Origin of the sequence: Leptospira biflexa serovar Patoc strain 'Patoc 1 (Paris)', assembly GCF_000017685.1 — a bacterium.
Taxonomy (GTDB): Bacteria; Spirochaetota; Leptospiria; order Leptospirales; family Leptospiraceae; genus Leptospira_A; species Leptospira_A biflexa.
In genome coordinates this window covers 711,029-737,341 of the sequence record NC_010602.1, presented here as the reverse complement: position 1 = coordinate 737,341, position 26,313 = coordinate 711,029, and the positions used below count along the sequence as shown (strand labels likewise).

The following is a 26,313-nucleotide window of genomic DNA, read 5'->3' as shown; positions in this document are numbered from 1 at the left end:
CTCCCTCGGTTTCAATTTTGGTTCGGGCCGAGGAGAATGATCTCAATCGCGAGCGAACTTTTGTTCCTTTAAAAATTTCACACCAAAGGAACAGACTCATCCCAATCCTTACGGATTTGGACGAGAGCCGTAACCAAGGCCTCTGTGTCTTTTTTTGTCAATTTGGCATTCAAACTGATCCGTAATCTAGGTGTGGGAACCGTTGGTGGACGAATCGCGCGCACATCAAGACCCATCTCCTGCAATCGTTTGGCATAATACAAAGCTTCACTTTCAGATGGTAATAACAATGGAACGATATGTGTTTCGGTACTCGTGATCGAAAACCCAATCGCCAAAAGAGAATTTTTAAAATCAACGGACAGAGTATGTAACTCAGAACGCAAAGTATCCATCGACCTTAAAAGTTCTAAAGCAAAGATTGCTAATTTGGATACAATCGGAAGTGGTGCTGTGGAAAAAATGAAAGGCCGCATCACATTGACGAGGTGATCACGTCCCATTTTTTTGGTAACAATAATCCCACCTTCCAAACCAAATGATTTTCCCAAGGTATACACTCGGTAGTCAATGGATTGGATGTCATCCATTGTTAAGTCACGAAATAAAATCCCTTTTCCTTCTGGCCCATACACACCCAATGAATGCGCTTCATCCACAACGAGAACAAAGTCGTATTCTTCTTTGAGTTTGAGGAGAGTTTTAAAATCAGGACTATCCCCATCCATACCAAAAAGAGATTCGGTCACGACGATGCGTTTCTGTTTTTTTTGCGGATCTTCTTTGTCGGCCTTATCCAATAATGATTTCAAATGTTGTAAGTCTAAATGGTTGTAGTATTTTTTTTTGGCACCTGAAATTCGAATTCCATCTAAGATGGAAGCATGGTTCAAACGGTCGCAAAACACATAACAATCAGGCGCTGCAATTGAATCAATTAGCCCAAAATTGGCCACAAACCCAGTTGACACGAGGAGTGCCGCTTCTCCATAAACAAAGTTTGCAAATTCACGTTCGAATTGGTCCATGGAATCATAATTCCCTCGGACAAGGCGAGACGCAGTCGAACCAAAGGGATACTCATCTTTCAAGGATTCAAAGTATTCTAACAGATTCGGGTTAGATGTTAGACCCATATAATCATTCGAACAAAAATCAATGCCTTGGTAAGATTTGGTTTCCCGGAACAATTGTTTTTCCTTGATGGATTCCAATTTTTTTTGAATTTCTTGCCAATGACGGTTCACAACGACCAGAATTCCTAGACTGAAATTTTTTCCGATTTAAATTTTGAAAGAATTTGTTAGAATGAACCAAAGAAATGAACCTTTTGCCCCAAGATTCTTTGGAACTCATACAAAACGCTCCTTCCATCGTTTTTTTAACAGGTGCTGGCATTTCGAGCGAAAGTGGGATTCCTACCTTTCGCGGAGAAGGTGGCCTTTGGAAAAACTTCCGAGCAGAGGATCTGGCAACACCCGAAGCCTTTCAAAAGAATCCAAAACTTGTATGGGAATGGTATGATTGGAGAAGGGAAATTTGTCAAAAAGCAAAACCAAACCTCGGCCACCTAATCATCGCAAAATGGCAAAAAAAATCTAGTTCCGTTCATCTCATCACACAAAATGTAGATGGACTCCACCCTCGTGCCGGAAGTGAAACTCTGATCGAATTACATGGGAATATCTTTCGAGTGAGGTGTACAAATTGTACGTCAATATTCCATTTGGAAAAAGATGGATTGGATCATCCAGGACTCAAATTTTGTAAAGAATGTGATTCCCTACTCCGCCCTGATATTGTCTGGTTTGGTGAAGAATACAACCAAAATTTACTCACGAAGAGTTGGGAACTTTGTAAACAATCGCAAGTGGTGATTTTGATCGGAACAAGTGCCAATGTATCGGTTCCAACCAATTTGGCCCAAACCGCCATTCGCAATGGTGCCATCGGGATTGAAATCAATCCAGAGGAAACAAATCTAACACCTTCCATGAAACATCACTTTGATGGGAAATCGGGAGAAGTATTACCTCAAATTTGGAAGGAAGTATTTCCAGATGAAACTATGGAATAAGATTCCTTGTAATCTCAAAAGAGTTAGAGTTAAATTTTAGCTCTAACCGATTAGGAATGAAGTCATGAAATTTTACAGAATGTAAATCTGATATTCTTTGAAATATAATATCTTACACTAACACAAAATTCAATTCTAAAATAGGACTTAAATTTATGCTAACAGTTGTTTTACTTATTTTTTCCAATATCTTTATGACCTTTGCTTGGTATGGTCATTTAAAATATGCAAAATCAAACCAAATGTTTTACGTGATTCTATTTTCTTGGGGTATCGCCTTTTTTGAATATGTGCTTATGGTGCCAGCCAATCGCATCGGGTATACAGTCTACAAATTCGAAGGGTTCCAGTTAAAAATCATCCAAGAGATCATCACCATCTTTGTCTTCATACTCTTTGCCACCTTATTTCTTGGTGAAAGAATCAAATGGAACTATGTGGTGAGTTTTGGTTTGATTTTACTTGCTGGATATTTTGCCTTTGGATTTGGCAATCATTCAAACAGTCACTAAAAATTGAACAAGTGATTCAGCTAAGTTTTCTTTTGGCATGGGACCAATTTCTTTGACGAGACCTACTTGACTGTAAATACGCAAAGTAGAATCCACTTCTCCAAATCCTTTGCCATGACCCACATAATTTCCAACGATGAATTGTAATCCTTTGCGAACAAGTTTGTCCTTGGCATGTTTTTCTAAATCGTTTGTTTCAGCGGCAAAACCCACACGGATGGAGTTTTGAATTTGGTTTTCAGATACATATTCAAACACTTGTTTCAAAACATCGGGATTTTCTTCTAACTCGAGTAAAAGTCCCTTACTCCCTTCCGAGGATCTTTCTTTTTTGATTTTATGTTCTGCGGTCATGATGGGTCGAAAGTCAGCGGGAGCTGCGGCCATCACAAGTAGCGTATCATTTTCCATTTGTGCGAGTACCGCATCTCGAAGTTGCATTGTGGTTTCAACCTCTACGTTTTGTTTGGCGCCAGGAAGATTGGCATATCGCTCTAAGGTATTTCCATGGATGTAGATCACATCCACTGGATATTGTAAAAATGATTTTGCAATTTCATATCCCATTTTGCCAGATGAGGCATTCGAGATGTACCGAACTGGGTCAATCCATTCTCTCGTGGGTCCTGAGGTGACAATGACTCGTTTGAATTTTAAATTCATGAATTCTTTTTGTGGAGTTCGATGATTTGTTCCATAATGGTTTCGACTGTCGCCAGTTTGCCATACCCTTCATCACCACAAACCACTATGCCCTTTTCTGGGGATACAATGTGTACGCCATCGGCCTCTAGTGTTTTTAAATTCCTCTGCACTGCTGGATGGAGATACATCCCAGGATTCATCGAAGGAGCAACTAATACAGGTGAGGTGCAAGCGAGATAGGTTGACGTCACTAAATCATCGGCAATTCCGTTTGCCATTTTTCCAATGATATTGGCGGAAGCAGGAACGACGGCAAACACAGACGCAATGTTTTTGATTTCGATATGGGCCATCCCTGTATCAAATTCATCCACACGTACAGGTTTTCCTGTTAGGGCTTCGAAGGTAATTTTACCCACAAATTTTGTGGCGTTGGAAGTCATGATCACTCGCACAGGGTAACCAGTTTTGGTAAGCCCTCTTACCAAATCACATGCCTTGTAAGAAGCAATGGAACCTGAGACTGCGATGATGATTTCTTTCATTTACCGATCCTCGTAAGAGAGTTCCCGTTCCATTTCGGAATCATGGTCTTCTTCTAATTTCGGCGTGAAAAGGATGGAAATGATTTTGTTTCCTTCCATTTTTTTCACTTTTAAACTACCTTTTTTGATTTGAACGATGCTACCTTCTTTGGGCATATCTTCGTTTTTTTCCATGAAGTAACCAGCAATCGTCCGAACTTCTTCCATATCCGAAGGTTCTTCCCCTTCTAAAATATCTGTTAGGCTAGAGAGTTCGGTTTCACCATCTAAGGTAATGGTTTTCGTTTTTTTATTTTTGGATGTAACATCCACTTCATCGGTATCCGTTTCATCTCGGATTTCACCAAAAAATTCCTCGATAATATCTTCTAACGTGAGTAAGCCGGAGACTCCACCATATTCATCAATAACAATTGCCATATGTTGTTTTTTCTCTCGGAGTTTTGTCATCACACGTTCGATGGACATGGATTCCGGAACCTTTACAAAATCCTTTTCCATGATGACAGTGATTTTTTCCTTTTTGCCTTTGGCGGAAAGATGCTCGGCTTGCCATTTTAAATACTTTTGGACATGGACAATCCCCACAATTTTATCCAAAGTTTGGTGATACACTGGGTATCTGGAAAAACTATGTTCGGCAATGAGGGGAAGGAGTTTATCGATCGTTGATTCTTGTGGGATTCCAATGATGGACAATCGATGTGTCATCACGTCTTTGGCTGTATGTTCGGAAAAATCAAACGTCTTTTGGATGAGTTGCATTTCTGCATTATCAATCCGACCTTGTTTCCTTTGTTCCTCAATGATGATCATCAACTCTTCGGCTGAATGAACATATTTATCACCTGTTCGTTGCAAACGAAAGAGTGTGAGGATTCCACCAGCCAATCGATTCATGATAAACGTAACTGGGAAAAATAAATAGTAGAACAACCACATGGGTGCCGAAACACCTAACGCAATCGCTTCGGTATTTTGAATCGCTAACGTTTTTGGAACCAACTCTCCTAAAATCACATGAAGGAGAGTGATGAGTGTAAACGAAACTCCAATGGAGATACTATGAATGGTGACAACATCCAATTCGATTTGCAACATTCGTAAGGAGCCAGAGACAACACTTGCAAATAATGCTTCACCAATCCAACCAAGGAGTAAACTCGCAACGGTGATCCCCACTTGGCATACCGACAACATATCGTCGATTTTGGAGATGGCTTTTTTGGTGATATGGGACATGGCCCGGTTTTCTTTGACAAGCTCCTCGAGTCGAGAGGGGCGAATTGATACCATCGCAAACTCTGCAGCGACGAAGAAACCATTGACAAAGACAAGGAGGAAGATAAGAAAGATGCCGATTATTTCCATAGGAACTTCAACACCACTAAAGTTTTAAAATCAGGGTCCATTGTATAATGAGGAACAGAATTAAGTATTTTGGACCGATCTTCTAGTGTCGCCTACAATTTGAGACCAAATCCCAGGAAAAGCGAGATGCTAACCACTTTCCTTCCAAAGAGACGAAATCCCTTCCGATAGGCAAATCCCAAAGATGCAGATACCAGTCGTAGAATTATGTCCCTTTTATTGGGCGCTTGCGTAGATCCAAAATCCATCCTCTTTGTAGGCAGCAGGTTCCGAGAGACTTTGGATGGAGATTGAATCAAGAACAGGTAAGGTCGGAAGGTAACCTATTTTTTTTGTCCCAGAACGAAACCAGAAATGTAACCATTGGTGGTGGAGAGAAGGTTCCGACCAAGACTTCCCTAACACTCGTTCTGTGTAAACAATCATCTTAGGCACGGTCCGGTAATCAATACGACGGTATAATTTTAAGAGCGAAATTTCTTCTGAAGTCCCATTGTCGGACCGACAGGACCAACTGAGAACAGGCCCTAGCGAGGAACCATTGGTCATGGCAGGAAAATCCCAAAGGTGCAATCGTTCTTTGTCTTTCAAAATCCGTGATCCTTCAAAGTAAGCTGTGTCGACAAGTGTCAGGCCTTTTCCTTCCATAGAACGCATGTTTGCCGGGCATTTCCAAGAGTATAAATTGAGGGGTTTATGAGTGTCTGTATTTGGATACAAACTAAAGAAAAACACAAACGATTGGTCTTTGATTTCTTTTTTTAAAGAACGGAACAATCCGATACCAGCTTCATTCAAATAAATTTGGATTTTGTCATGATCCTTATTGGAAGAAACAAGCTCTTTTACCGTGTCTAAAATTTCCGATGCGTCTGGCCTTTGGGTTCTTACCATTTTCCAATTCAATTGGTTTCGTTTGGTTTCCTTAGGATTGAACGTGAAGAGATAAAATTCCTCTTTGTAAGGGAGTAGTAAGACGGTAGGTAATTTCACCGATTCAAGAGAACGTGTGTTTTCTTCTTCATTCTTTCGTTGGATACCATTTTCGGATTCTCTGCTCTCAGCATAAGTAGAATCAAAAAACTTAGATTCTCTAGCAGTAGAAAATCCTGACAAAAATTTAAACTGTTGGTTCACAAAAGGAATTTGGAAAAGGGAATGAGGGCTTCCCTTTTGATTCTTTTGGATTTTCACAGCATTGTATTTAAAGAGAGTATCAAATAATCCCCAAACATCATTGTCATCTCGCAAATGGCTCAAAGCATATTCGAAAAATAAATCCGTGGAGAATGCAAGTGGTCTGTAATTGCGAATGGTATATAAATCTTCGTAAGGATGATTGGATAAATAATCACTGACTCCTTCCCGGATGTTTCCATTCACTGGGCCTTTTTTTCCCGATGCAATATGGGCAAAAATAAATCCAAAGTTTCGTAAAAACTCAGCGGCATAAAAAGCATTTTCTTCATCCAAAATCCCACGGCTTTTCGTAAGTTCAATGGTTGATTTCCGATACTCTTTTCGATAGATTTGGTTGTAACCTTGTAAAATGGTAGCGGCATATTCGAGCCTTCTCCATTTTTTTTCCTGAGCCATATAGATGATCTCATCTGTCATTCGAGAAGCCAATTCTGGGTTCTGGTCCATTAACATTTGTGAGATGCGAAGTTTAGGCCAGATATCTGCCTCTGTTAACTTTTCAGGGTCTTTGATTTTTTGTAAGGCTTTGAGTGCCGAATCGGCTCCGCTCACTTTGTATAAGGTTACGGAAATTAAATCTTTTACTTCTGCAAGGGACATTGGCTCATTTAAAAAAGGATGATTGATATCAGAAGACCAATTGCTCAAATCCAGTTTTAAATAAAAGTCCAAGGATTTTTTGTATTCTTTTTGAAAGTAGGAAAGAGCACCTAACTTCACATAAATTCGATTCAGTATAGATGTTTTTTTGCCTCGTGCTGATTTTAAAAAATTCAAATAAGATTCTTCGGCACTGATATAATCACCAGATAAGATCTGAAAAAATGCCAATCTTTCAATTGAGTTTTCATTTGTATTTCCATCTGTGATTTTTTCCAAATCCATAATCATTTTTTGAAAGTGGATTCCTTCTTTCACAAATCCCAAATAGGACAATTTTGCTGGTAAATCTTCATCAATCCGATCAAGGAGTGGGATCCATTCTAAATTGGTATCTTCAAAAAAAGGTGAACTCACTCGCATGATGTTCACAAAATGTTTGTGCATGTCCTTGTCTTTGCCAGTGGGAAGATCAATGTAGTATTGCAGACGGAAAACACGACAAAGGGCATAGTATGGTTTTGTTTTTTGACAATCCATTCGAACCATTGTTTTTTTTTCATCTTCTCCTGATTGGAAAAGATTGGTTCGCATGTTCTTTGCTAAATTACGAAAATAGGTATTGGGTTCTTTTTGGATGTATGTATCCAATGTTTTGATGGCTTGGACTTCGTCTCCTTGGGATTGTTTCCAAAGAGAAGTGAGTAAAAAATCTGCAAAACTATACTCCCCTTTTTTTGTCCGAAGGTCATAAAGAATATTCGCGATCCCGACTTTGTCTTTTTTTTTGAGGTAGTATTCGCCAAGCATCAGATAAAAATCAATTTCTTGGTTGGGTGAGAGTGTGTCTGGAGATTTGAAACGAAAATCATCTCGGATGGTCAGTTGTTCCTTTCCTTGGATGAGTAATTTTCCTTGTGTTCCAGAAACGACCCAACCATGATTTCTTTGGTTTTGTGCGTATATAGATGTAAGGGAACCAAAGATGATGAAACTGAAAAAAATAGAAAGTGACAGTCGACTCTTCATCGTATCTTTGATTCTCTAGGACCAAGGGATTTGGTCAAGTGACATAAAGGGAAATGGCAGAAAGTTTCGATTACCAAACCATTGTGGAAAGTTTTGACGAATTCCTCATCATCATGGATGGGAATTTAGAAATCCAATTTTCGCAAACCTCTCCCAACCTCTACCTCCCCAAAGATTCCATCGGGACCGGCAAACACATCAAAGAACTCCCCATTATCCCAAGAGATGGACTCATTTTATCCAATCTTTGCCAGGAAACCTTAAGCCGACGGATTCCATTCCAGTTTTTTACCTCACTCCTTGGCAACCAATACCGCATCGTGGGACGGTTCCTCGAGACAAAAGTGGGGCCTTGTGTCATCTTACGAGGTGAACCCAATTTTAATATCGAAGGTGTCATCCTTGATAGTGGCCCCTATGTGATTTTTCGTTACAAATTTGATTCTGAATTTTTGATCACCTATGTTTCTCCCAATGTTTCGCTTAACCTAGGTTATCAAACAGGGGATTTTAAAAAAGGGATGTTGAAGATAGAAAATTTAGTCCATCCTGATGACAAAAAACAAATCGAAATTGAAGAAAAAGAATACATCAATCAAAAACAAAGGACTTACCAAAGAGAGTTTCGTTTCAAAAAACCAGACGGTCACTATATCTATATTTCGGAATATAGCGTTGTTAGTTATTATGATTCTTATCCGACAGAAAAAATTTCTTATCTCTCAGACATTAGTGAACGAAAAGAAAAAGAATTAGAGATTAAAAACCAAAGAGACGAACTGAACCGAATCCGAGTTTTGTTCGAAGAAACAAACGCTGCCGCCAATGTGGGAGCTTGGGAAGTTGATTTGGTTCACAATTCGATTTATTGGGCAAAAGAAACCAAAAGAATCCATGAAGTACCGGAAGACTATGTTCCGAATTTAGAAACTGCATTCCAATTTTATCCAGTGGAATCGGAACAAATTGCACTAAAGAAAGCATTCGAAGAAGCCATCAAAAATCGTAAATCCTATGAACAGATTTTACAAATCAAAACATTCACAGGTAAATCCAAATGGGTTCGCACCATTGGTCACGGTGTTTTTGAAAATGAGAAATGTATCCGTGTGTTTGGAAGTTTCCAAGACATCACAAATAGTGTCAATTTAGACAAACAAAAAGAAGAAGCCTTATCCAAACTGGAAACCATTTTGGATGCCACAACTCATGTGACCATCATCGGAACAGATATAAATGGAATCATCACTCATTTTAATAAGGGTGCTGAATACCACTTACAATACACAGCGGAAGAAATGATTGGAAAAACATCTCCATCCATCCTACACAAAGAAGATGAAGTTTTATACCGTGCAGAATCTTTATCACAAGAATTCGGTGTTCCAATTTTTGGATTCGAAACTTTTGTCCACAAAGCAAGATTAGGTGCCTTTGATTCTCACGAGTGGACGTATATCAGAAAAGATGGTACCGAATTCCCAGTGCAACTTGTGATCACAGCGAGCAAAAACCCAAAAGGTGAAATCACCGGGTTTTTGGGGATTGGGATTGATATTTCCGCTCAAAAAGCCACCGAAGAAGCGTTACGCGAGAGTGAAAGGCGTTGGCAGTTTGCCCTGGAAGGTTCGGGAGATGGGATTTGGGATTGGAATGCAGAAACAGACCAAGTGTATTTTTCCAATCAGTGGAAGGCCATGCTTGGATATGCTGATTCGGAAATCGGAACCGATATTTCGGAATGGGAAAAAAGAGTACACCCCGATGATCTAAACCAATGCCTTCTCGCTTTGGAAAAACATTATAATGGTGAGACCAATATTTACATGAACGAACATCGTATGAAGTGTAAAGACGGTAGTTATAAATGGATTTTGGATCGAGGAAAGGTCATCGAACGCAACGAAGATGGAAAACCATTACGGGTGATTGGAACCCATACAGACATCACCCACAGAAAGATTTTAGAAAATGATTTGATCATTGCCAGAGAAAAAGCAGAAAATGCATCAATCGCAAAATCTAATTTTTTAGCAAACATGAGCCACGAGATCCGTACTCCCCTCAATGGTGTGATCGGATTTGCAGACCTTCTCATGCGCACCGACCTAAATCAAGTCCAAAGAAAGTACATGGAGACAGTCCATTTATCTGCATTGTCTCTACTCGATTTGATCAACGATATCCTTGACTTTTCCAAAATTGAATCCGGTAAGATGGAACTTTATAAAGAAAGGGTGAATATTTTTGATTTACTCCACCAAATTGCAGAAATCGTCAAACACAAAGCTTACGAAAAAGGATTGGAACTCATCTTAAATATTTCCCCCAAAGTTCCAAGAAATGTATTTGTAGATTCATTGCGACTGAGACAAATCCTTTTGAATTTGATTGGTAATGCGCTGAAATTCACACTCAAAGGTGAAATCCAAATCAAATTAACAGCAACGCCTGTAAATCAAAATGAATTTGAATTTTTATTTGAAGTGATTGATACAGGAATTGGAATCAACAAAGAAAACCAAAACAAAATTTTTGAAGTATTTGCCCAAGCAGATAGCTCCACAACACGTCAGTTTGGTGGAACAGGACTCGGACTTTCCATATCTTCAAAATTGTTACAGTTATTTGATTCCAAGATTGAATTAGAATCAGAACTAAACCATGGTTCTAGATTTTACTTTAAATTCACTACAATCGCGGACAACGAAAGAAACAAAGAACCAGACTTACATTCGATTCAAAAAGTAATGGTTGTGGATGACAATGAAACCAATCTTTCTGTCGTCAAAGAAATGCTTTCCTATAAAAACATTGAAACGTATACATTCAACTCTCCAATTTTAGCACTGCAAGACTTCCAAAAAGGAAACAATTATGACGTGATCATCTCAGACTATAATATGCCTGAAATGAATGGACTTGAGTTCATCGCCCAACTGAAAAATATGGCACTTACAAAAAAAGAAAAACTCCCTTTCTTTACCATCCATTCCTCTTCCAATGAAGACATCATTTATGAAAAAGGAAAAGAGTTGGGCGTTGGTGTCATTTTACTCAAACCAATCCAAACCAATATTTTATATGAAAGTCTTTTTGATCTGATCTCAGGAAGGCATTCTGATACAAACACTACAAAAAAGGAAAAATTCCAACCCATCATCACTAATGAAAAAACAAAAGTAATGATTGTGGAAGACAATCCGGTAAACATGATGTTAACGAAAACGATTGTATCAAAAATTCTGCAATCAGCAATCATCATCGAAGCTACGAACGGATTGGAAGCTGTAGAGCATTTCAAAAAGACGGAGCCAGATCTCATCTTAATGGACATCCAAATGCCAGAAATGAATGGTTATGATGCTACGAGAGAAATCAGAAAATTGAATATTGGCCACAATGTTCCGATCATTGCACTCACAGCAGGCACGCTTTCGGATGAAGAAAACAGATGTTTGGAAAGTGGTATGAATGATTACATTTCAAAACCTGTTGTCCTAAATACGATTGCGGAGAAACTGAAACACTGGCTTTTGAAACATTAATGCTGATAACGATTGTCCGAAAGAGGCCATTTCTTTCTCATGGACATTGTGCTAGTCTCTGTATCCAAACTTTCCAAAACCATCGGCGAAAAAAAACTTTTTTCTAACTTAGATTTCTCCATCAGTGAAGGAGAAAAACTTGCCATCGTTGGGATCAACGGATCAGGTAAGTCCACACTGCTACGTGCCATCTTAGGGAATGAAGAAACAGATTCTGGCCAAATCATCAAAAACAACCAACTTAAAATTTCCCTCCTGGATCAAAATCCTATCTTTGATCCAAAAGAAACCATCCTCGATCATATTTACAAAGGGGATAACAAACTCGTAAAAACCATCCGTAAGTATGAAGATATTTGCGAACGTATGAGCGAAGGAGAAGAAGGTCTCGATGATGAATTCACAAATGCTTCCCAAGAAATGGACAGACTCTCTGCATGGGATTATGAACAACAAATTAAGTCCATTTTACGCGAATTAGGCGTCGAAAAATTAGAACGAAAGATGTCTGAATTATCAGGTGGAATGTTAAAAAAGGTAGAACTTGCCAAATCCCTCATTGATGAAAGTAATTTACTCATCCTCGATGAACCAACCAACCATTTGGATGTAAAATCCATTTTATGGTTAGAAGATTATTTGGCTGGTCTTGACAAAGCCATTTTACTCATCACACACGACCGTTATTTTTTAGATCGCATCGTAACAAAAATTTTGGAACTTGATCGTGGTAATTATTTTTTATACGAAGGCAACTATTCCATTTATTTAGAACGAAAGGTAGAACGAGAAGAAACCCTTCAAAAACAAGAAGATAAAATCAAACAATTCTTGAAACAAGAAGTGAAGTGGCTGAAAAGACAACCCAAAGCTCGGACAACGAAACAAAAAGCAAGGATTGACCGCGCAAACGAACTACAAACGAGAGAAAAACGAGAAATCCAAAAAGATTTAGAACTCAGTGTCGCCGCAAAACGCCAAGGGAAAACCATATTAGAGATTCATAATCTTAAAAAATCCATTGGTGACAGAGTTCTCATCAATGAATTTACCTATACCTTCAAAGCCAAAGAAAGACTCGGGATCATTGGCCCCAATGGGATAGGGAAATCCACTCTTCTCAATTTGATGGCAGGTCGACTAACACCCGATAGCGGTTATTTGAAACCAGGGCTCAATACCAAAGTTGGGTACTTTGACCAAACGAGTGCTGAACTTCCATTAGATCGAAATGTACTCGAATACATCAAAGATGTGGCAGGTGAGATGATTGAAACCGAATCAGGTGAAAAAATTTCAGCAGCAAAAATGTTGGAACGGTTTTTATTTGATGGGAAATTACAATACACACCGATCGCCAAACTATCGGGTGGTGAAAGGCGCAGGCTTTATCTTGTTCAAATTTTAATGACAGGGCCAAACTTTCTCATCTTGGATGAACCAACCAATGATCTCGACATCCAAACCCTTTCCGTTTTGGAATCTTTTTTAGATGAGTTTCCTGGAACGGTAGTGATTGTTTCGCATGATCGTTATTTTCTCGACCGAACGGCAGAAAGCCTCCTCATCTTTCGCAAAGAAGGCAAACTCGACCATTTCATTGGAACCTTTTCTTCCTTTTTGGAAACTGATTCACTCGAAACCGAAAACGAACTAAGTTCTATGAAACCGAATTCCCCCCAAGAAATGGTAAAAACGATTGAAAAACCCAAACATTCGAAACAAGACCAAAAGAAAATCCAAACACTCGAAAAAGAAATCGCTTCTCTTGAAGGGAAAAAGGCAATTTTAGAATCAAAATTGAGTACATTCGCAAATGATCATATGGAACTGAACAAAATATCCGAAGAAATCCAAACGATTGAGACGGAAATTCTTTACAAAATGGAGGAATGGGAAATGTTTCAAACCGAATGAAAACGGTCCAGTATACAAGAATTCTCCTTTGGACCCCCATCATCCTCATTGGGTATTTCATCTCAGCACAAATTGGTTCAATATTGCATTTCTCAATAGCCAAGTTTCACCTGTTTGGCCACCGGAAGGTGTAGGCCTTTCTTCTCTTTTACTCCTTGGACCTGTGGCTTTACCGGGAATTTACCTCGGCGCCACCCTTGCCAATTTCTACAATAACCCACATTTCCAAACAGCGTTTATTATAGGAATTGGAAACACTCTCAGTAGTTACGTCAATTACCGCATCATCAAACGAGTGACAGAAAAAACGGATCCTTTGTATTCCACAAAGGATTTAATTTATTTCCTAAGCATTGGAACCTTTCCTGGATCTTTGATTAGCGCCGTGATGGGAGTGACGAGTTTATGGTATTGGGATTTTTTATCATCTGAATTGTATTTTAATGTTTTCTTTACTTGGTTTTCAGGAGAGATGCTTGGATTTCTCATCGTTGCCCCACTCCTGTATGTTTGGTTTTATCCCAAATCCAAATTAAACTTAGAACTTTCAAAACAATTGGAACTTTTTTTATGGATCGTCATCGTATATATTTCTGGATCCATTGCGTTCAGTGATGAATGGCCCCTCCTCTTTGTTCCCATTCCCTTCGTGATTGTCACAAGCATTCGCTTCCGTCAATTTGGGGCCACCTTGTCAACGGTAGTTTTATCATTCATTGCAGTCACACTCACCATTGAAGGGAAAGGTGTCTTTGCAAGACGTGATGCGAGTGGACTTTCGATCAATGATTCACTTATCTTTCTGGACGCGTTCTTATTTTGTATCAGTGGGATAGCTTACTTCCTTGTGACGGCCACGCGCGAAAGAGAACGAGCCCAAGAAACGTCTCTAAAATCATTACAAGTGTTAAACGAACTGAAAGAACAAGCCAATGAAGAACTAGAACAAAAAGTTTTAGAACGAACTGCTGTCATAGAGGAACAAAGGATCGAAATCGAAAAACAATTGGATATGGCAAAAAGAATCCAAGAATCCCTTTTCCCTCAAAAAGAAATTATACCTAATGGTGTTGAGATTTTATTCAAAAACATTCCCATGATGAAAGTGGGAGGTGACTTGTATGACATTGTATGGAGACACGACAAGCAAGAGTTAGGTGTATTTATTTGCGATGTGTCTGGGCATGGAATCCCTGCAGCCCTTTTAAGTGCCCTTGTCAAAACTTCACTTGAAAAATGGAAAGAAGACCCAAGTGACTTGAAGGAAAGTTTGGAATCCATCCGTAATCAAATCATACCGAATTTAAGAGAACATTTTGTGACGGCAAGCTTTGTCCATCTACATACAGAATCAGGAGCACTTACATTTGCTCGTGCAGGCCATTTCCCTTTATTCATCATTCGAAAATCAGGTGCCCTTGTTAGCTTAAAACCAATGGGTAGGATCATCACTCCCATCTTTGATATCCTTGCGGAAGAAGAAAAATTCCAACTGGAAAAAGGTGATTTGATTGTGATGCTCACCGATGGCCTCACGGAAGCAAGAGACCCGTCTTCCTTACAAATGTTTGGTGAAGATAAACTACTCCACTTGGTTCGAGAACTACGAAACCAACCACTCGTCCAGATCCAAGACGAAGTTTTCCAATCGGTGATCCACTTATCTGGAGGAATCCAAGCCATCCAAGATGACTTAACTCTTGGGCTCATTCGTTATACGGGTGTCAGTTGATACTTTCGATTCAAACAAAAGAATCTTTACTCATGAAAAAATGATTCTTTTGGGAATGTTCAATTTATCCTTGGTTTCAGGTTTGAGTTAAAAATTCTTCAATACAAGGGAGAAGGATTTCGGTTCGCTCCGTTTCATTCATGGGACCTATGTCTCCACCTTTATTGAATCGACTCACTGATTTGTGATAGTCGGAATAATTAACAAGTGATCCCAGTTCGATAAGTTCTATGGAATTGCCTTGAATTTGCCTGATATAGGCACTACAAGAAATATAAGAGCCGAAACTCGTTTTCTGCTTACGAAAGTACATAATTTTATATACAACTCCATACGGAGTATGGCTTTTTAAGTTTTCCGGGAATTGTTTCTTTTTGGTATCCATCCAGTCATGGATGTTCATCCCTTTGGGAAGTGGCACAGGATTTTTCGGATACATCCTTCTTTCAGGTGGAAGCAAACTTACGCATTGCAAAACCAAAAAAACAAAACTAAGGAATCCAATTTTTTTGGTCCAAAAAAAATTACAAATTGGGTACTTAACGTTCATAAATCCACCTTTCCTCCTTTCAACCAAAACATAAGAACAAACATACGCTGCTCCTTTGTTTATGGGGCATCATTTGTTTCTTGTGCCACTTCATTTCGTAGGTTTAGTTGGATTTCATCAGTGGCTTCCTGGAATCCCTGTATATACATCGCAGAAAATGTATTTGGTTCATTGAGAGCATTGCCATAATCGCGCATTTGGAACCGATACGGTACCAAAACATACCAAGGACTCAAATACCTTGTCGCCAATTGGGTGTTTGTTTTCTCCAAAACCAATCGGTTTTGATAATATAGTTTAACCGTAACGTCTAAACTTAACTTTTGTTGGCATGGGTATATACAAAGAGTTAACATTTGTAATACTTGGCCTAGATTCCCTTCATCCCAATCACTCTTAGGACGATTTGCCACAACAAAAAGTACATAGTCTGTTTTCACATTTGTGAGTTCGAAATTTTTATCTTCTATGTTATGGATATAAATTGTTTTCCATTTGTAACGAGAACTTCCGATTTCCTTTTGTTTTTTAAGAAAGAATTCACTCCAAGGCATTCCAAACATGGGATTGGTTTCAACAAATCGTTTATGACCTTTCTGATAAAAAACTCGGTTTTGATTTAAAATGGTAATGGACTCACCAATTTTGTCTTTCTGCCATTCTTTTGGAAAGGGTTTGAGTTGGTTTTCTAAATTGACAAAGGCACATTGAGTCAAACATAAGAGACAACTAAATACGAGATATTTCACAGATAGATCATTCCTTTCATTGAGGAGGGGTTAAAAATTCTTCGATGCATGGGAGAAGGATTTCGGTGCGTTCTTTTTCATTCATGGGACCAAGTTCTCCCCCTTTTGGAATGTTTGAGATCGAATAGTCTGCATAATTGACATTCGAGACCATTTCGATCAGTTCCACCGCATGTTTGTCTGTTTGGCGAACATAAGCCCCACAAGAGATATAGGATCCTAATCTTGTGAATTCTTTTCGATAGAACATAATCTTATAAGAATTTTCATAGGGAGAATAGTTACGGAGTCGGTCTGGGAATTGTTGCTTCTTTGTTTCCATCCAATCATGGATGTCCATTCCTGCAGGTAACTTGACTGGATTTTTCGGATACACTCGCCTTTCGGAAGGTAGAAGGCTAACGCAACTCGTCCCCAATACGAGAGAGACACCGAGGGTCCAAATACAAAGTACGGATCGTACGAAAGGAAAAGGGCAAAGGAATGAATCTTTAGAAACAATCAAATTGTTTCGCTCAAAGAATTTCCATCGAAACAGACAAAGGATACGATGGATCTCTCTTAAAAAATTTCCCCGTTTTTGGTAGTCCTTGAGTTCCAAAATTCTATAACCTCCACTTACCAGGCCGGCCTAAGTTTTGGTAACGCCCTCCAGGGATATGCATCGGGTTGTGACCACCTCCCGACTTAGGATGATGGAACTGGGTTCCTCTACCATGGTAAGGAACTCCATACCGATAGGAATTTCCATGATACGGGATGTGATTTTGACGGTAATATGGACCACTCTCCTCTTGATTTCTTGAGTAATAGGATTCATTTCCCATGTCCGGAGTGATACACCCCACACTAAAGAAGGAAAGTCCTCCAAGAAACAAAAGGGAAATGATCCACCTAACTATCTTTTTACGATTCATGGTTTGGATGGATTCATAATTGATTTGGTTCATCATGAGTGAAGTATAGTGGCCAAACGATGATTCTGAAATGGAGGGTTTCCGCATTTGCGGATAATACCTATACGAATGATTTTTCTGGGATCAAAAGGAGAGGTCGGAATCGAAAGCAAATTATGTCACCTTGCGCCCTTGATGCGGAGGAGGCGCAAGCCGTCCGAAGGACCGAAGCGAAAGCGAGAGTCCGGAGCAAGCAAGGAAAGGCGCCCTAATTCGTTCTTGTTTCCCTCGTTATAGTTCAAAATGATGGAAAAATCAGTTAAATTTTCCGCAGGAAGTGTGCCCATCCATGGCAAATATCTATTACGACGACAGTTGCGATCTCAATCTCCTTAAAGGTAAAACCATTGCAGTGATTGGCTACGGAAGCCAAGGTCACGCCCAAGCTCAAAACATGAAAGATTCTGGTTTGAAAGTCATCATTGGACTTCGCGATGGATCCAAATCAGTCAAAGAAGCAAAAGAAGCTGGTTTCGAAGTTTATAATGTAGCAGAAGCTTCCAAAAAAGCGGACATCATCCAAATCCTTGCTCCAGATACCATCCAAGCTGACATGTATAAGGCGGACATTGAACCAAACCTGTCAGAAGGGAAAGCTCTTGTTTTCTCTCATGGATTTAACATCCACTACGATCTCATCACTCCTCCAAAAAACGTAGACGTGTATATGGTGGCTCCTAAAGGACCTGGACATTTAGTTCGCCGTGTGTATACAGAAGGTGGTGGAGTGCCTTGCCTTATCGCCATCTACCAAGATGCAACAGGCCAAGCAAAAGCTCGTGCACTCGCACACGCAAGTGGAGTTGGTGGAGGAAGAGCAGGAATTTTAGAAACCTCTTTCCGTGAAGAAACAGAAACAGACCTTTTCGGAGAACAAGCAGTTCTTTGTGGTGGTGTGGCAAACCTCATCATGAGTGGATTTGAAACTCTTACCGAAGCTGGATACGATCCAGAGATCGCTTACTTTGAATGTTTGCATGAAGTGAAACTCATCACGGACCTGATCTATGAAGGTGGCCTTGCTCGTATGCGTTTCTCTATCTCTGACACAGCAGAGTATGGAGACTATATCAGTGGACCACGTGTGATTGATGCTGGTGTGAAAGCTCGCATGAAAGATGTTCTCACTGACATCCAAAAAGACAAGGGAGCAGCGTTTGCAAAACGTTGGATGGCCGATACAAAAGCTGGATACCCTGAATACAAAAAACTCAAAGAAAAAAATGCGGCACACCCAATTGAAGCAGTAGGAACTAAACTACGTTCCATGATGAAGTGGCTCGCAAAGTAATTGTTTAGGTAACTTTAGTTAAAAGAAAGAAAGGAAGAAGGATTATATATGAAAGTAACACAAAAGATTGTACTCGCAGCACCTGCACGAACTCCTTTTGCACAAATTGGCAAGGCGCTCGCTCAGTATCCAGGCCACCACTTAGGGAAACTTGTTGGTGATGAAGTTATGAAACGCAGTGGTTTGAAACCAACTGACATTGACGGTGTGATTGTGGGAGAGGGTTTTGCCAATGCACCAAACTCTGCTCGTGTGATTGCAAACCTCATGAACCTGCCTTTAGAAATTCCTTGTTTAACAGTGGCAAACAACTGTGTATCAGGTCTCGAAGCAGTGGCAGAAGCATCTCGCCGAATTATGTTAGGTGAAGGGGAAGTTTTCCTCGTGATTGGTGAAGAATCTCAAACTTCTATGCCTTTCGTTGTGAAAAATGCTCGCCTCAACAAAAAAACAAACAGCTTAGATTCACTTGTAAAACTCCTTCCAAACGACCTTCCAGAAGGTGTGGAACTTCGTGATACATTGGAAGATGGTCTTGGTGATGGAGAAACTTCTTATGGGATGCAAGTCACAGCAGAAATCCTCGCACAAAACTACGCACTTCCACGTGAAACGCAAGACAAAGTGGCTTACGAATCTTTCAAAAGAGCTTTCGAAGCAACTCAAGAAGGTCGTTACAAACCGTATATTATGGAAGTAAAAGACGATGAAGGGAACATGTTACAAGCTGACGAAGCAGTTCTCCTTCGTGAAGGTCTTGTGAAAAACCCAACTCGTATGGGTCGCGCAATGCTTATGTTTGATAACCCAGCAATGAAATTTGATGCTTGGAAAGAAAAGTACGGAAAAGATTTAAAAAAATCACATGGCCCTACGGTTTCCATCTTCAATGCAAGCCCACGTTCTGATGGAGCGGCTGGAATCATTGTCGCTTCTGAAGCTGCTGCAAAAAGATTAGGTCTGAAAGCAGAAGCAGTGGTCACAGGTTTCAAAATGAAAGGTGTGGATCCTAACCTTATGGGACTTGGACAAGCAGAAGCAACTCTTGGACTACTCGAAGAAGTTGGCGAAAAAGTGGAAAACATCGACGTGATCGAAATCCATGAAGCATTCGCAGCAACTGCAGTGGCAGCTCTTGAAGAAATCAAAATCAGAACAGGATTTGATTGGGAAAAGAACTTTGATGCCAAAAAGATCAATCCAAATGGTGGATCTATCGCCATTGGACACCCGTTTGGTGCGACTGGGGTTCGCCTCCTACACAATGCGATCATGGACTTCCATGAAAACAAAGATGCAAAAAAGGTTCTCGTGACTGCTTGTGCACACGGTGGAATTGCAGGATCAATGATTGTAGAAAGACCATAATTCGAATCTAAGATTCAATTACGTTCGTTCGAAAGATCGATTAAAAAGCCAAGGGTAACACCTTGGCTTTTTTTGTGGGGAAATATTTTAAGAAATCGAATGATGCAAAAGGTGAACTCTTTTGAAAAGAATTTCCGGTTTTTCGGAAGAGGTTTGTAAGAAAGGATGGGTTGTGGTAGAGAGGACGTATTGGGTGGCGGGTGGTTAACCCCACCCAATTCAGGGCGGGGATACTAGATTCACACCTTCCCACCAAACCTCTCAAGCATCGGGACAATCCCATCCCGAGACTGCCTTGCGGTATCGTAACCTGGAAAGATCTTAAACAATTTCAGATAAAATTGTTTTTCTTTTCGCTTCGTTCCACTACTCGTTCGCTCTAAAATATCTTTCATATACAAATGAAATTCAAGATAACCAAGTTTAAATTTCCCATCCACATTCAATTTACCTCCCAAACGAAAACGAATCGGTGAATTCATGCTCACATGCGAGAATGATGGAACTTTTTCTTGGGATGGAGTTGGAGAAATCAAAACAGTTTCTTTCATATCCATCTCTATAAAATCTTTACCATCAGGAAGTTGGACTAAAACCTTTCCTTCTCTTCGAAACTCTATCTGATATGATAAATATTCTTCATTCGTTTGATCGAATGGGTTTATCTCAATTGTCAAATGGTGATCTAATACTTCAGATGAACGAGTGATCACATTCCCTTCTCTCTGGCCAATCATGAACAATCGATTACCTTCACTTGGGACTGAAAACTTATAAAGCGTGCCTGGTTCCGGTAAGTCTTTCCCTGAAACGATCAACTCGCTATGGAGAGGTGTTTGAGTCACTGTGTGAACATCAATCATGTTCGTATCAAACAACTCTTTACTCATTGATTCTTTACTCATTGATTCTTTATCATTAGATTTGAGGTTTTGTTTGATCCGAAACAGTTCCGAAGATTTCAATTTTGCCAAAGCAAGTCTTTGCATGACAACGATTAGGAGAAGTACGGCAACAAATAATACCAATACGAACACCCAGATTTCATAGGTGATCATCTTCTCTTCTAAGATTCGAATTTGTTCTAACGAATAGGGTTTCATACTGGGTCCAAATACATATAAAATCGTTTCTTCAAACGAAGCTCTCTAAAAGTATCGTCTTCTATCGTTCAGAAAAATACCCTCCGAATCGAAAAGAGATCGACTCTCGTTCAAAAGTTCCCATTTTATAACACTATGTCGGGTTACAAAGTATCCTTTTTTATACTAGTCCTATGTTTCATATCCTCCCTTTATTCACAAAATCATTGGGAAGATTATATAGCTGAAAAAAATATTGGATCCACCTATCCAATATTTGGTGATAATGTAAATCTAAGAGATGCAAGTAACATAAACGGAAAGGTAATCAAAAAACTCAATTTAGGTAGTTCTGTTAAAGTCCTCACAAAAACGAACCAAATCTTAGAACAGAATTCAGTAAAAGAATACTGGTATAAGGTACAAGTTGGTGAAGAGATAGGTTATCTTTGGGGTGGTTTAATTGCAGACTATTCGTTCCCATTCAAAGAATATTTGGTACTTTGTAAAAATCTAGGAATCAAAACTCGTAAATTAGAATTAAAAATCATTCAGGATTCCAAACTTTTAAGCCACGGTAGTTGGGAAGTTGGCCCAATGAGCAATGAAACATGGGACCATACGATTTACGAATCCAAACAATTTTCACCAAGTCCAAATGCATTATTTGCTATCAAATTTTTAATCTTTTCAGAAATTGAGTATGGTTATTCAAATGAACAAATATTCATTTTGAACTCAGAGAATAAAATTTCACCACAGTTTTCTTGGAATCCCGGAGCATGTGACCCACCATCCTGTTCTGAGACATGGTTGGTATTTCCAAAGGATACTTTACCAGAAGATAAAAAGATCTCTCGTAAATTGGTAAAAGGGAAAGATAACACGATCATCGAAGTGATGCATAGTTTCGATGTGGAGGATCCAAACCAACATGACTATTACCAAACGGAATATACTTGGAATGGATCATTATTTCAAAAAAAGGAAAAATAGAATCGAATGAAAAAACAAATCATCATCGTAACTTTAATCGCTTTTTCATTTCCAAGTTTTGCTTGGAACAACCATGCAGGAATCACCTATCTAATCTTAAAGGACCACTGGAAGGATCAAAAAACTCCAATGGTCAAAGTTGAATCGTTAAAATCATTTTTGACGAAAGAAAAAAACTCCATCCAAGAAACTCTTTCCATTTCTGAAGAATGGGCTTTGGCACGACTTCCTCATCTAACAAAAACCAAAGATGAGTTAAAATTTTCCAATCTCACAAAAGAAAGTGATATTGTGACACAATTTTACAAAGCACTCCGTGTGAATCCCAATCACAAAGCAACTCTCTATGTCCAATCTGTTCCCAAAAAGAATGGAAAACTCCATCCGCTTGGACAACTCACTACTTTAAATGAAAAAGGTAAGTTGGTAAATGAAACCTTTCTTTCTTTGCAAGAAGGACAGATGATTGGCGCAGATGAAGTATTAGTATCAGCTACTGATGAACCTGACTATGATTTGGACCTGCATCTGTTTGAAGATAGTGTCAGTGAGGTTGGAAAAGTATACGGTTTTGGTTACCAACCTTTTGGAAACCCTGCTGTCGAATATTCATCACAAGCACCATTCCATATGGGATTTTTTTATGAACCAAAAATCATTTTTACATTAGCAGGTTTTTTAAAACGTACCTATCCTGAATTAAGAATCCATCAATTTACCGAATTATCGAAGTTAGCTTTTTCAAAAGGACATCCTTATTGGGGTTATCGATTTGCTGGATGGGCTCTCCATTATATCCAAGATCTGACTCAACCTTACCATTCATCCGTGTTACCAAGAGTGGGTGCATCGAAACAAATTGGAGTTCAGCTTGTATCGATAGTAGGTTACCAAACTCCGAAGGATAACATGATTCAATTTGTTTCTGGTCGCCATACATTGATCGAAGAATACCAATATTACCTAATCAAAAATCTAATTATGACTAAAAATTGGAATCACCCAGTTGTAACTTCGATTATGGCATTTGGTGCCAATGATCATGTTGAATGGAAAAGTTTAGATGACCTGCGTGTCAATGTTTGCAAAGAAGCATATGATGCAGGCGAACCTACAGATGAACAATTGGAAAATTTAAACATTCCAAAGTATGAAACATTGTATGAGGAAAACCATCCAATCCATACAATATTAGCATCTTTACTTAGAAATACATCCAAACATACAAGGGCATATTTGGATGCCTTACCAAAAAAAAATTAGTCGATAGGTTCGATAGCAAAACGTTCGAGTAGTTCCAATGGAATAATTTCTAACGCTCGTTTGTGGGTTGACTCTAAAAATACTTTTGGAGCAACCCCATTGCGGTATGCCTCCAACCATCTCGATGCACATAAACACCAATGTTCGCCCGGTTTGACTCCAGGGAAGGCATATTCAGGCCAAGGTGTGATGAGGTCGTTTCCCGATTCTTTTTGGGATTCTAAAAATTCTTTGGTTGCTAACACACAGACAGTATGAGAACCAAAATCCTCGTCGGAAGTATTGCAACACCCATCACGAAAAAATCCAGTCAAAGGATCCGTAGAACAAGGCAAAAGTGGCCCACCAAGTACATTTAAAGATTCGTCCATTTTCCTACCAAATGTAAAGGAAACAAGCGAGGGCAAGTTGGGGAAGTTGTTTCTTGGGGAAAGGGCCGAAAAAAGATGGGGGTTTACACCCCCACAGTACGACCAAATGGTCTTGGAAAGCCCAAAGCCATACTACTATACATATATTTGCTTGTCAAACGATTACGCACTCACTTGGAAAAAAAATACTTTTTTTTCTTCTCCATTCACCTTTACGACCATTTTCCATTTCCCGATAAAATTCGAAAATTTGGGAATTTCAAAAAAACGAATTTCAATCGCATTCTCTCTTTCGGAAAACCATTTCAAATAAAAAGGTTCCACAGTGTTTCCATCGATCGTTAAAAAAAGTTCAATCTGATTCTTTGTGGGTTTCGCATATTCCAATTGTATCGCATACCGATCACCTAAACGAAACTGAGTATCTTTACATTGTTGCAACACTTCTCTTCCATTAGATTTGCAAAGAAGAATGTCTTCTTCTAATAAATTTGTTAATGGTGGATCAATCCCCTGCCTCGGTTGCCAGTATAAATAAGATTGTGACAAAGTTTCGCGATCGGAATATTGAGTTCTAAAATAAGTAGGTAATGTTATGATTTGAGAATCTTTTGTTGGTTTATGAACTTCAAAATGTAAATGAGGTCCTTGCGAGTAACCTGTGTTACCTGAATATCCAATCAACTGACCTTCCGTAACTGTTTCTCCAACACTGACGACAACTCCTTCTTTCTTTAAATGTGCATAATTGGCGATCGTTCCATCTTCATGTTGGATCATCACGTAATTTGCTTTTGACAATAAATCCTTTCGAATCCCACCTTCCGTATACTTTTTGACTAAAGAAACAACTGTCCCTTTTCTTGCAGCATGGATCGGAGTCCCAATTGGTAAGGAAAAATCGATTGAGTATTTTAAATTACCAGAATGTGTAAATCCTCCGTTATATCCCTGCCCGACTCTCGATCGTATTCCATCTGGAAAAGGCAGTGAATATGTTATCGAATCATCGTGAATGGCATCCCAATCTCCAATATTCACAGTAATGGAATATGAAAAAAAATTAGATTTAGATGGATCATCAATTGTAAGCCTAGTGACAAATACAGGTTCTCCTCCTTTTAATACGAAATATTTGGGGAACTCTTGATTTGAAATTAAATTCTTTACCGATAAATTAAATACAACTGACTTAATGATTTCCAAATTAGGACTTTTATTTTTCAAATACAATTCGTATCCATTTTCAATTGGAACAAGGATCGTACATGTATTTTCGACAATACATTCTTCCTTACCAACGAGCTCTGGTGATGCTGATATTGGAAAACCAATCGAATATAAAATTAAGACTAAAATTAACTTTTTCACTTTAAACTCGTTATCTGAAATTCAATTTTCTTTTGGAAATTTTGATTCACTGATACACTTACGATCCAATCTCCCTCCAATGGTTCTTGAAAATCTTGGATGGGGATCATAAAAGAGGACATCCAATCTTCTTTTTTGGATTCCCAAGTGTATTCATATATCATACTACTATCTTTTTTACGCAAATTCAACTGAAAAGAATAAACATCTGGTCTTAAAATAGGAAGTGTAATGTAAATAGGAGATAATTTCGAAAAGCCAGTTTGGTTACAATTGACTGCTGCAACAATGTCAATATTGTCGCACAAGTGGATCTGATCTACATCGACTAACTTCTTTTCGCTTGGTACAAAAGACTCTCTCCGCCAAACAAGTGCTCCTTCAGAAAGATATTCGGAGTCAGCCGATTGTGTTCTAAATTTGGTCGGAATTGTTTTTTTCCGGAGTGATTTTGTGGGTTGGTACACTTCAAAATGAAGGTGTGGCCCTTCGCTGTATCCTGTACTTCCCGCATAACCAAGCTGTGTTCCAGTTCCTACATGTTGGCCTCTTTTGACCAAAACTCCCATATAACGTAAATGGGCATATTCGGCAATCGTTCCATCCTCGTGAAGGATTTTTACAAAATTGGCAGACTGCTTGAATTTCGGATCAAATCCTCCTTCATTGTTTTTTTCTTCCGTATCAATGACAGTTCCAGGTCTTGCTGCCGTGATCAAATCATCTTCCTTTAATCCAAAATCGATCGAAAACCGATTGTCTCCCGTATGAGTTTTTTTTCCGTGATACCCTTGGAATACCCTTACTTTTAGTTTTGGATCAAATGGTAATTCATAAATATAATGTGAATTATGCGTTACTTTATAATTCCCTAGGATCCATTTATATTGGATTTTATAAGATGCCTTTTTTAAGGATTGAGTGGCTTTAAATTGAAAGAGTTTTTTTCTTTTGTTTCCTTTCAAAATGGTTAAAATGGGTAGTGGTTTAGAACTTTTCATGTTCTTAACAATCGCATCCACTAAAAGGGAAGTCTCAGTGGCACTCGTAGCAATTTTATTTTGAAAATAAACATCCACTCCATTGCGACTCGGAACAAAATCCACGCAAACACGATTCATGGAACAGTAAGATTGTGGT

At 39.0% G+C, this 26,313-nt stretch carries 22 protein-coding genes; 9 read left to right on the top strand and 13 right to left on the bottom strand.

Annotated elements, in window-relative coordinates; all coding sequences use genetic code 11:
- Positions 1–77: 77 nt before the first annotated feature.
- On the bottom strand, positions 78–1,247 hold the full coding sequence (locus tag LEPBI_RS03560; RefSeq protein WP_012387741.1) for an aminotransferase class I/II-fold pyridoxal phosphate-dependent enzyme: 1,170 nt from the start codon (positions 1,245–1,247) through the stop codon (positions 78–80).
- A gap of 74 nt (positions 1,248–1,321) precedes the next feature.
- Between LEPBI_RS03560 and LEPBI_RS03555 the strand changes: the two genes are divergently transcribed.
- Positions 1,322–2,077 (top strand): SIR2 family NAD-dependent protein deacylase, encoded by a 756-nt coding sequence (locus LEPBI_RS03555; protein ID WP_012387740.1) that lies wholly within the window; start codon positions 1,322–1,324, stop codon positions 2,075–2,077.
- Positions 2,078–2,232: 155 nt separating this feature from the next.
- Positions 2,233–2,589 carry a DMT family protein gene (locus LEPBI_RS03550; protein ID WP_012387739.1) on the top strand — a complete coding sequence of 119 codons (357 nt, stop codon included), beginning with the start codon at positions 2,233–2,235 and terminating at the stop codon, positions 2,587–2,589.
- Here the strand turns inward: LEPBI_RS03550 and LEPBI_RS03545 are convergent.
- The 4 genes from LEPBI_RS03545 to LEPBI_RS03530 all read right to left on the bottom strand — a co-directional run bounded on the left by LEPBI_RS03545 (position 2,575) and on the right by LEPBI_RS03530 (position 7,979).
- A complete protein-coding gene (locus LEPBI_RS03545; protein ID WP_012387738.1) occupies positions 2,575–3,252 on the bottom strand; it encodes a phosphopantothenoylcysteine decarboxylase domain-containing protein in 678 nt (225 codons plus the stop codon). The two genes, LEPBI_RS03550 and LEPBI_RS03545, sit on opposite strands and share 15 nt — an antisense overlap.
- Positions 3,249–3,779: a phosphopantothenoylcysteine decarboxylase gene (locus tag LEPBI_RS03540; protein WP_012387737.1), complete on the bottom strand. Its 531-nt coding sequence runs from the start codon at positions 3,777–3,779 to the stop codon at positions 3,249–3,251. Before LEPBI_RS03540 ends, LEPBI_RS03545 begins: the two co-directional genes overlap by 4 nt.
- Positions 3,780–5,150, bottom strand: coding sequence for a hemolysin family protein (locus LEPBI_RS03535; protein ID WP_012387736.1), 1,371 nt, complete (start codon positions 5,148–5,150; stop codon positions 3,780–3,782). It lies immediately after the preceding gene.
- Positions 5,151–5,366: 216 nt separating this feature from the next.
- Entirely contained in the window at positions 5,367–7,979 is a 2,613-nt protein-coding gene (locus LEPBI_RS03530; protein ID WP_012387735.1) for a hypothetical protein, read from the bottom strand.
- 53 nt (positions 7,980–8,032) lie between these two features.
- On the opposite strand from LEPBI_RS03530, the gene LEPBI_RS03525 reads away from it, so the two are divergent.
- The 3 genes from LEPBI_RS03525 to LEPBI_RS03515 are packed head-to-tail and all read left to right on the top strand — an operon-like array spanning position 8,033 to position 15,176.
- On the top strand, positions 8,033–11,527 hold the full coding sequence (locus tag LEPBI_RS03525; protein ID WP_012387734.1) for a PAS domain-containing hybrid sensor histidine kinase/response regulator: 3,495 nt from the start codon (positions 8,033–8,035) through the stop codon (positions 11,525–11,527).
- A gap of 39 nt (positions 11,528–11,566) precedes the next feature.
- Positions 11,567–13,444 carry an ABC-F family ATP-binding cassette domain-containing protein gene (locus tag LEPBI_RS03520; RefSeq protein WP_012387733.1) on the top strand — a complete coding sequence of 626 codons (1,878 nt, stop codon included), beginning with the start codon at positions 11,567–11,569 and terminating at the stop codon, positions 13,442–13,444.
- A 28-nt stretch (positions 13,445–13,472) separates the two neighbouring features.
- Complete coding sequence (locus LEPBI_RS03515; RefSeq protein WP_012387732.1) at positions 13,473–15,176, top strand: SpoIIE family protein phosphatase; 1,704 nt, start codon at positions 13,473–13,475, stop codon at positions 15,174–15,176.
- A gap of 76 nt (positions 15,177–15,252) precedes the next feature.
- On the opposite strand, the gene LEPBI_RS03510 is transcribed toward LEPBI_RS03515, so the two are convergent.
- From LEPBI_RS03510 to LEPBI_RS03495, 4 genes are read right to left on the bottom strand one after another with little or no spacing between them, the layout of a single operon-like run.
- A complete protein-coding gene (locus LEPBI_RS03510) occupies positions 15,253–15,726 on the bottom strand; it encodes a hypothetical protein (RefSeq protein WP_012387731.1) in 474 nt (157 codons plus the stop codon).
- 59 nt (positions 15,727–15,785) lie between these two features.
- Complete coding sequence (locus LEPBI_RS03505; RefSeq protein WP_012387730.1) at positions 15,786–16,475, bottom strand: hypothetical protein; 690 nt, start codon at positions 16,473–16,475, stop codon at positions 15,786–15,788.
- A 16-nt stretch (positions 16,476–16,491) separates the two neighbouring features.
- Complete coding sequence (locus LEPBI_RS03500) at positions 16,492–17,076, bottom strand: hypothetical protein (RefSeq protein ID WP_012387729.1); 585 nt, start codon at positions 17,074–17,076, stop codon at positions 16,492–16,494.
- 4 nt (positions 17,077–17,080) lie between these two features.
- Complete coding sequence (locus LEPBI_RS03495; protein ID WP_012476148.1) at positions 17,081–17,479, bottom strand: hypothetical protein; 399 nt, start codon at positions 17,477–17,479, stop codon at positions 17,081–17,083.
- A gap of 241 nt (positions 17,480–17,720) precedes the next feature.
- Between LEPBI_RS03495 and ilvC the strand changes: the two genes are divergently transcribed.
- Together ilvC and LEPBI_RS03485 are read left to right on the top strand one after the other, a co-directional pair.
- Positions 17,721–18,722 (top strand): ketol-acid reductoisomerase, encoded by a 1,002-nt coding sequence (ilvC, locus tag LEPBI_RS03490; protein WP_012387727.1) that lies wholly within the window; start codon positions 17,721–17,723, stop codon positions 18,720–18,722.
- 48 nt (positions 18,723–18,770) lie between these two features.
- Positions 18,771–20,090 carry a thiolase family protein gene (locus LEPBI_RS03485; protein ID WP_012387726.1) on the top strand — a complete coding sequence of 440 codons (1,320 nt, stop codon included), beginning with the start codon at positions 18,771–18,773 and terminating at the stop codon, positions 20,088–20,090.
- A 239-nt stretch (positions 20,091–20,329) separates the two neighbouring features.
- Here the strand turns inward: LEPBI_RS03485 and LEPBI_RS03475 are convergent, their stop codons facing one another.
- Positions 20,330–21,193 (bottom strand): hypothetical protein, encoded by an 864-nt coding sequence (locus LEPBI_RS03475; protein WP_012387725.1) that lies wholly within the window; start codon positions 21,191–21,193, stop codon positions 20,330–20,332.
- A 135-nt stretch (positions 21,194–21,328) separates the two neighbouring features.
- Here LEPBI_RS03475 and LEPBI_RS03470 point away from each other — a divergent pair, with 135 nt between their 5' ends.
- Together LEPBI_RS03470 and LEPBI_RS03465 are read left to right on the top strand one after the other, a co-directional pair.
- The gene (locus LEPBI_RS03470) at positions 21,329–22,168 is read left to right on the top strand and encodes an SH3 domain-containing protein (RefSeq protein WP_012387724.1); all 840 of its coding nucleotides are present in this window, start codon (positions 21,329–21,331) and stop codon (positions 22,166–22,168) included.
- A gap of 6 nt (positions 22,169–22,174) precedes the next feature.
- Positions 22,175–23,431 (top strand): phospholipase C/P1 nuclease family protein, encoded by a 1,257-nt coding sequence (locus LEPBI_RS03465; protein WP_012387723.1) that lies wholly within the window; start codon positions 22,175–22,177, stop codon positions 23,429–23,431.
- Here the strand turns inward: LEPBI_RS03465 and LEPBI_RS03460 are convergent.
- The 3 genes from LEPBI_RS03460 to LEPBI_RS03450 form a co-directional block, all read right to left on the bottom strand.
- Positions 23,428–23,802, bottom strand: coding sequence for a DUF2237 family protein (locus LEPBI_RS03460; RefSeq protein ID WP_012387722.1), 375 nt, complete (start codon positions 23,800–23,802; stop codon positions 23,428–23,430). The genes LEPBI_RS03465 and LEPBI_RS03460 overlap by 4 nt on opposite strands.
- Before the next feature lie 162 nt (positions 23,803–23,964).
- The gene (locus tag LEPBI_RS03455; protein WP_012387721.1) at positions 23,965–25,173 is read right to left on the bottom strand and encodes a M23 family metallopeptidase; all 1,209 of its coding nucleotides are present in this window, start codon (positions 25,171–25,173) and stop codon (positions 23,965–23,967) included.
- Positions 25,170–26,294, bottom strand: coding sequence for a M23 family metallopeptidase (locus LEPBI_RS03450; RefSeq protein ID WP_338033424.1), 1,125 nt, complete (start codon positions 26,292–26,294; stop codon positions 25,170–25,172). The genes LEPBI_RS03455 and LEPBI_RS03450 overlap by 4 nt, the downstream gene beginning before the upstream one ends.
- Positions 26,295–26,313: the final 19 nt, after the last annotated feature.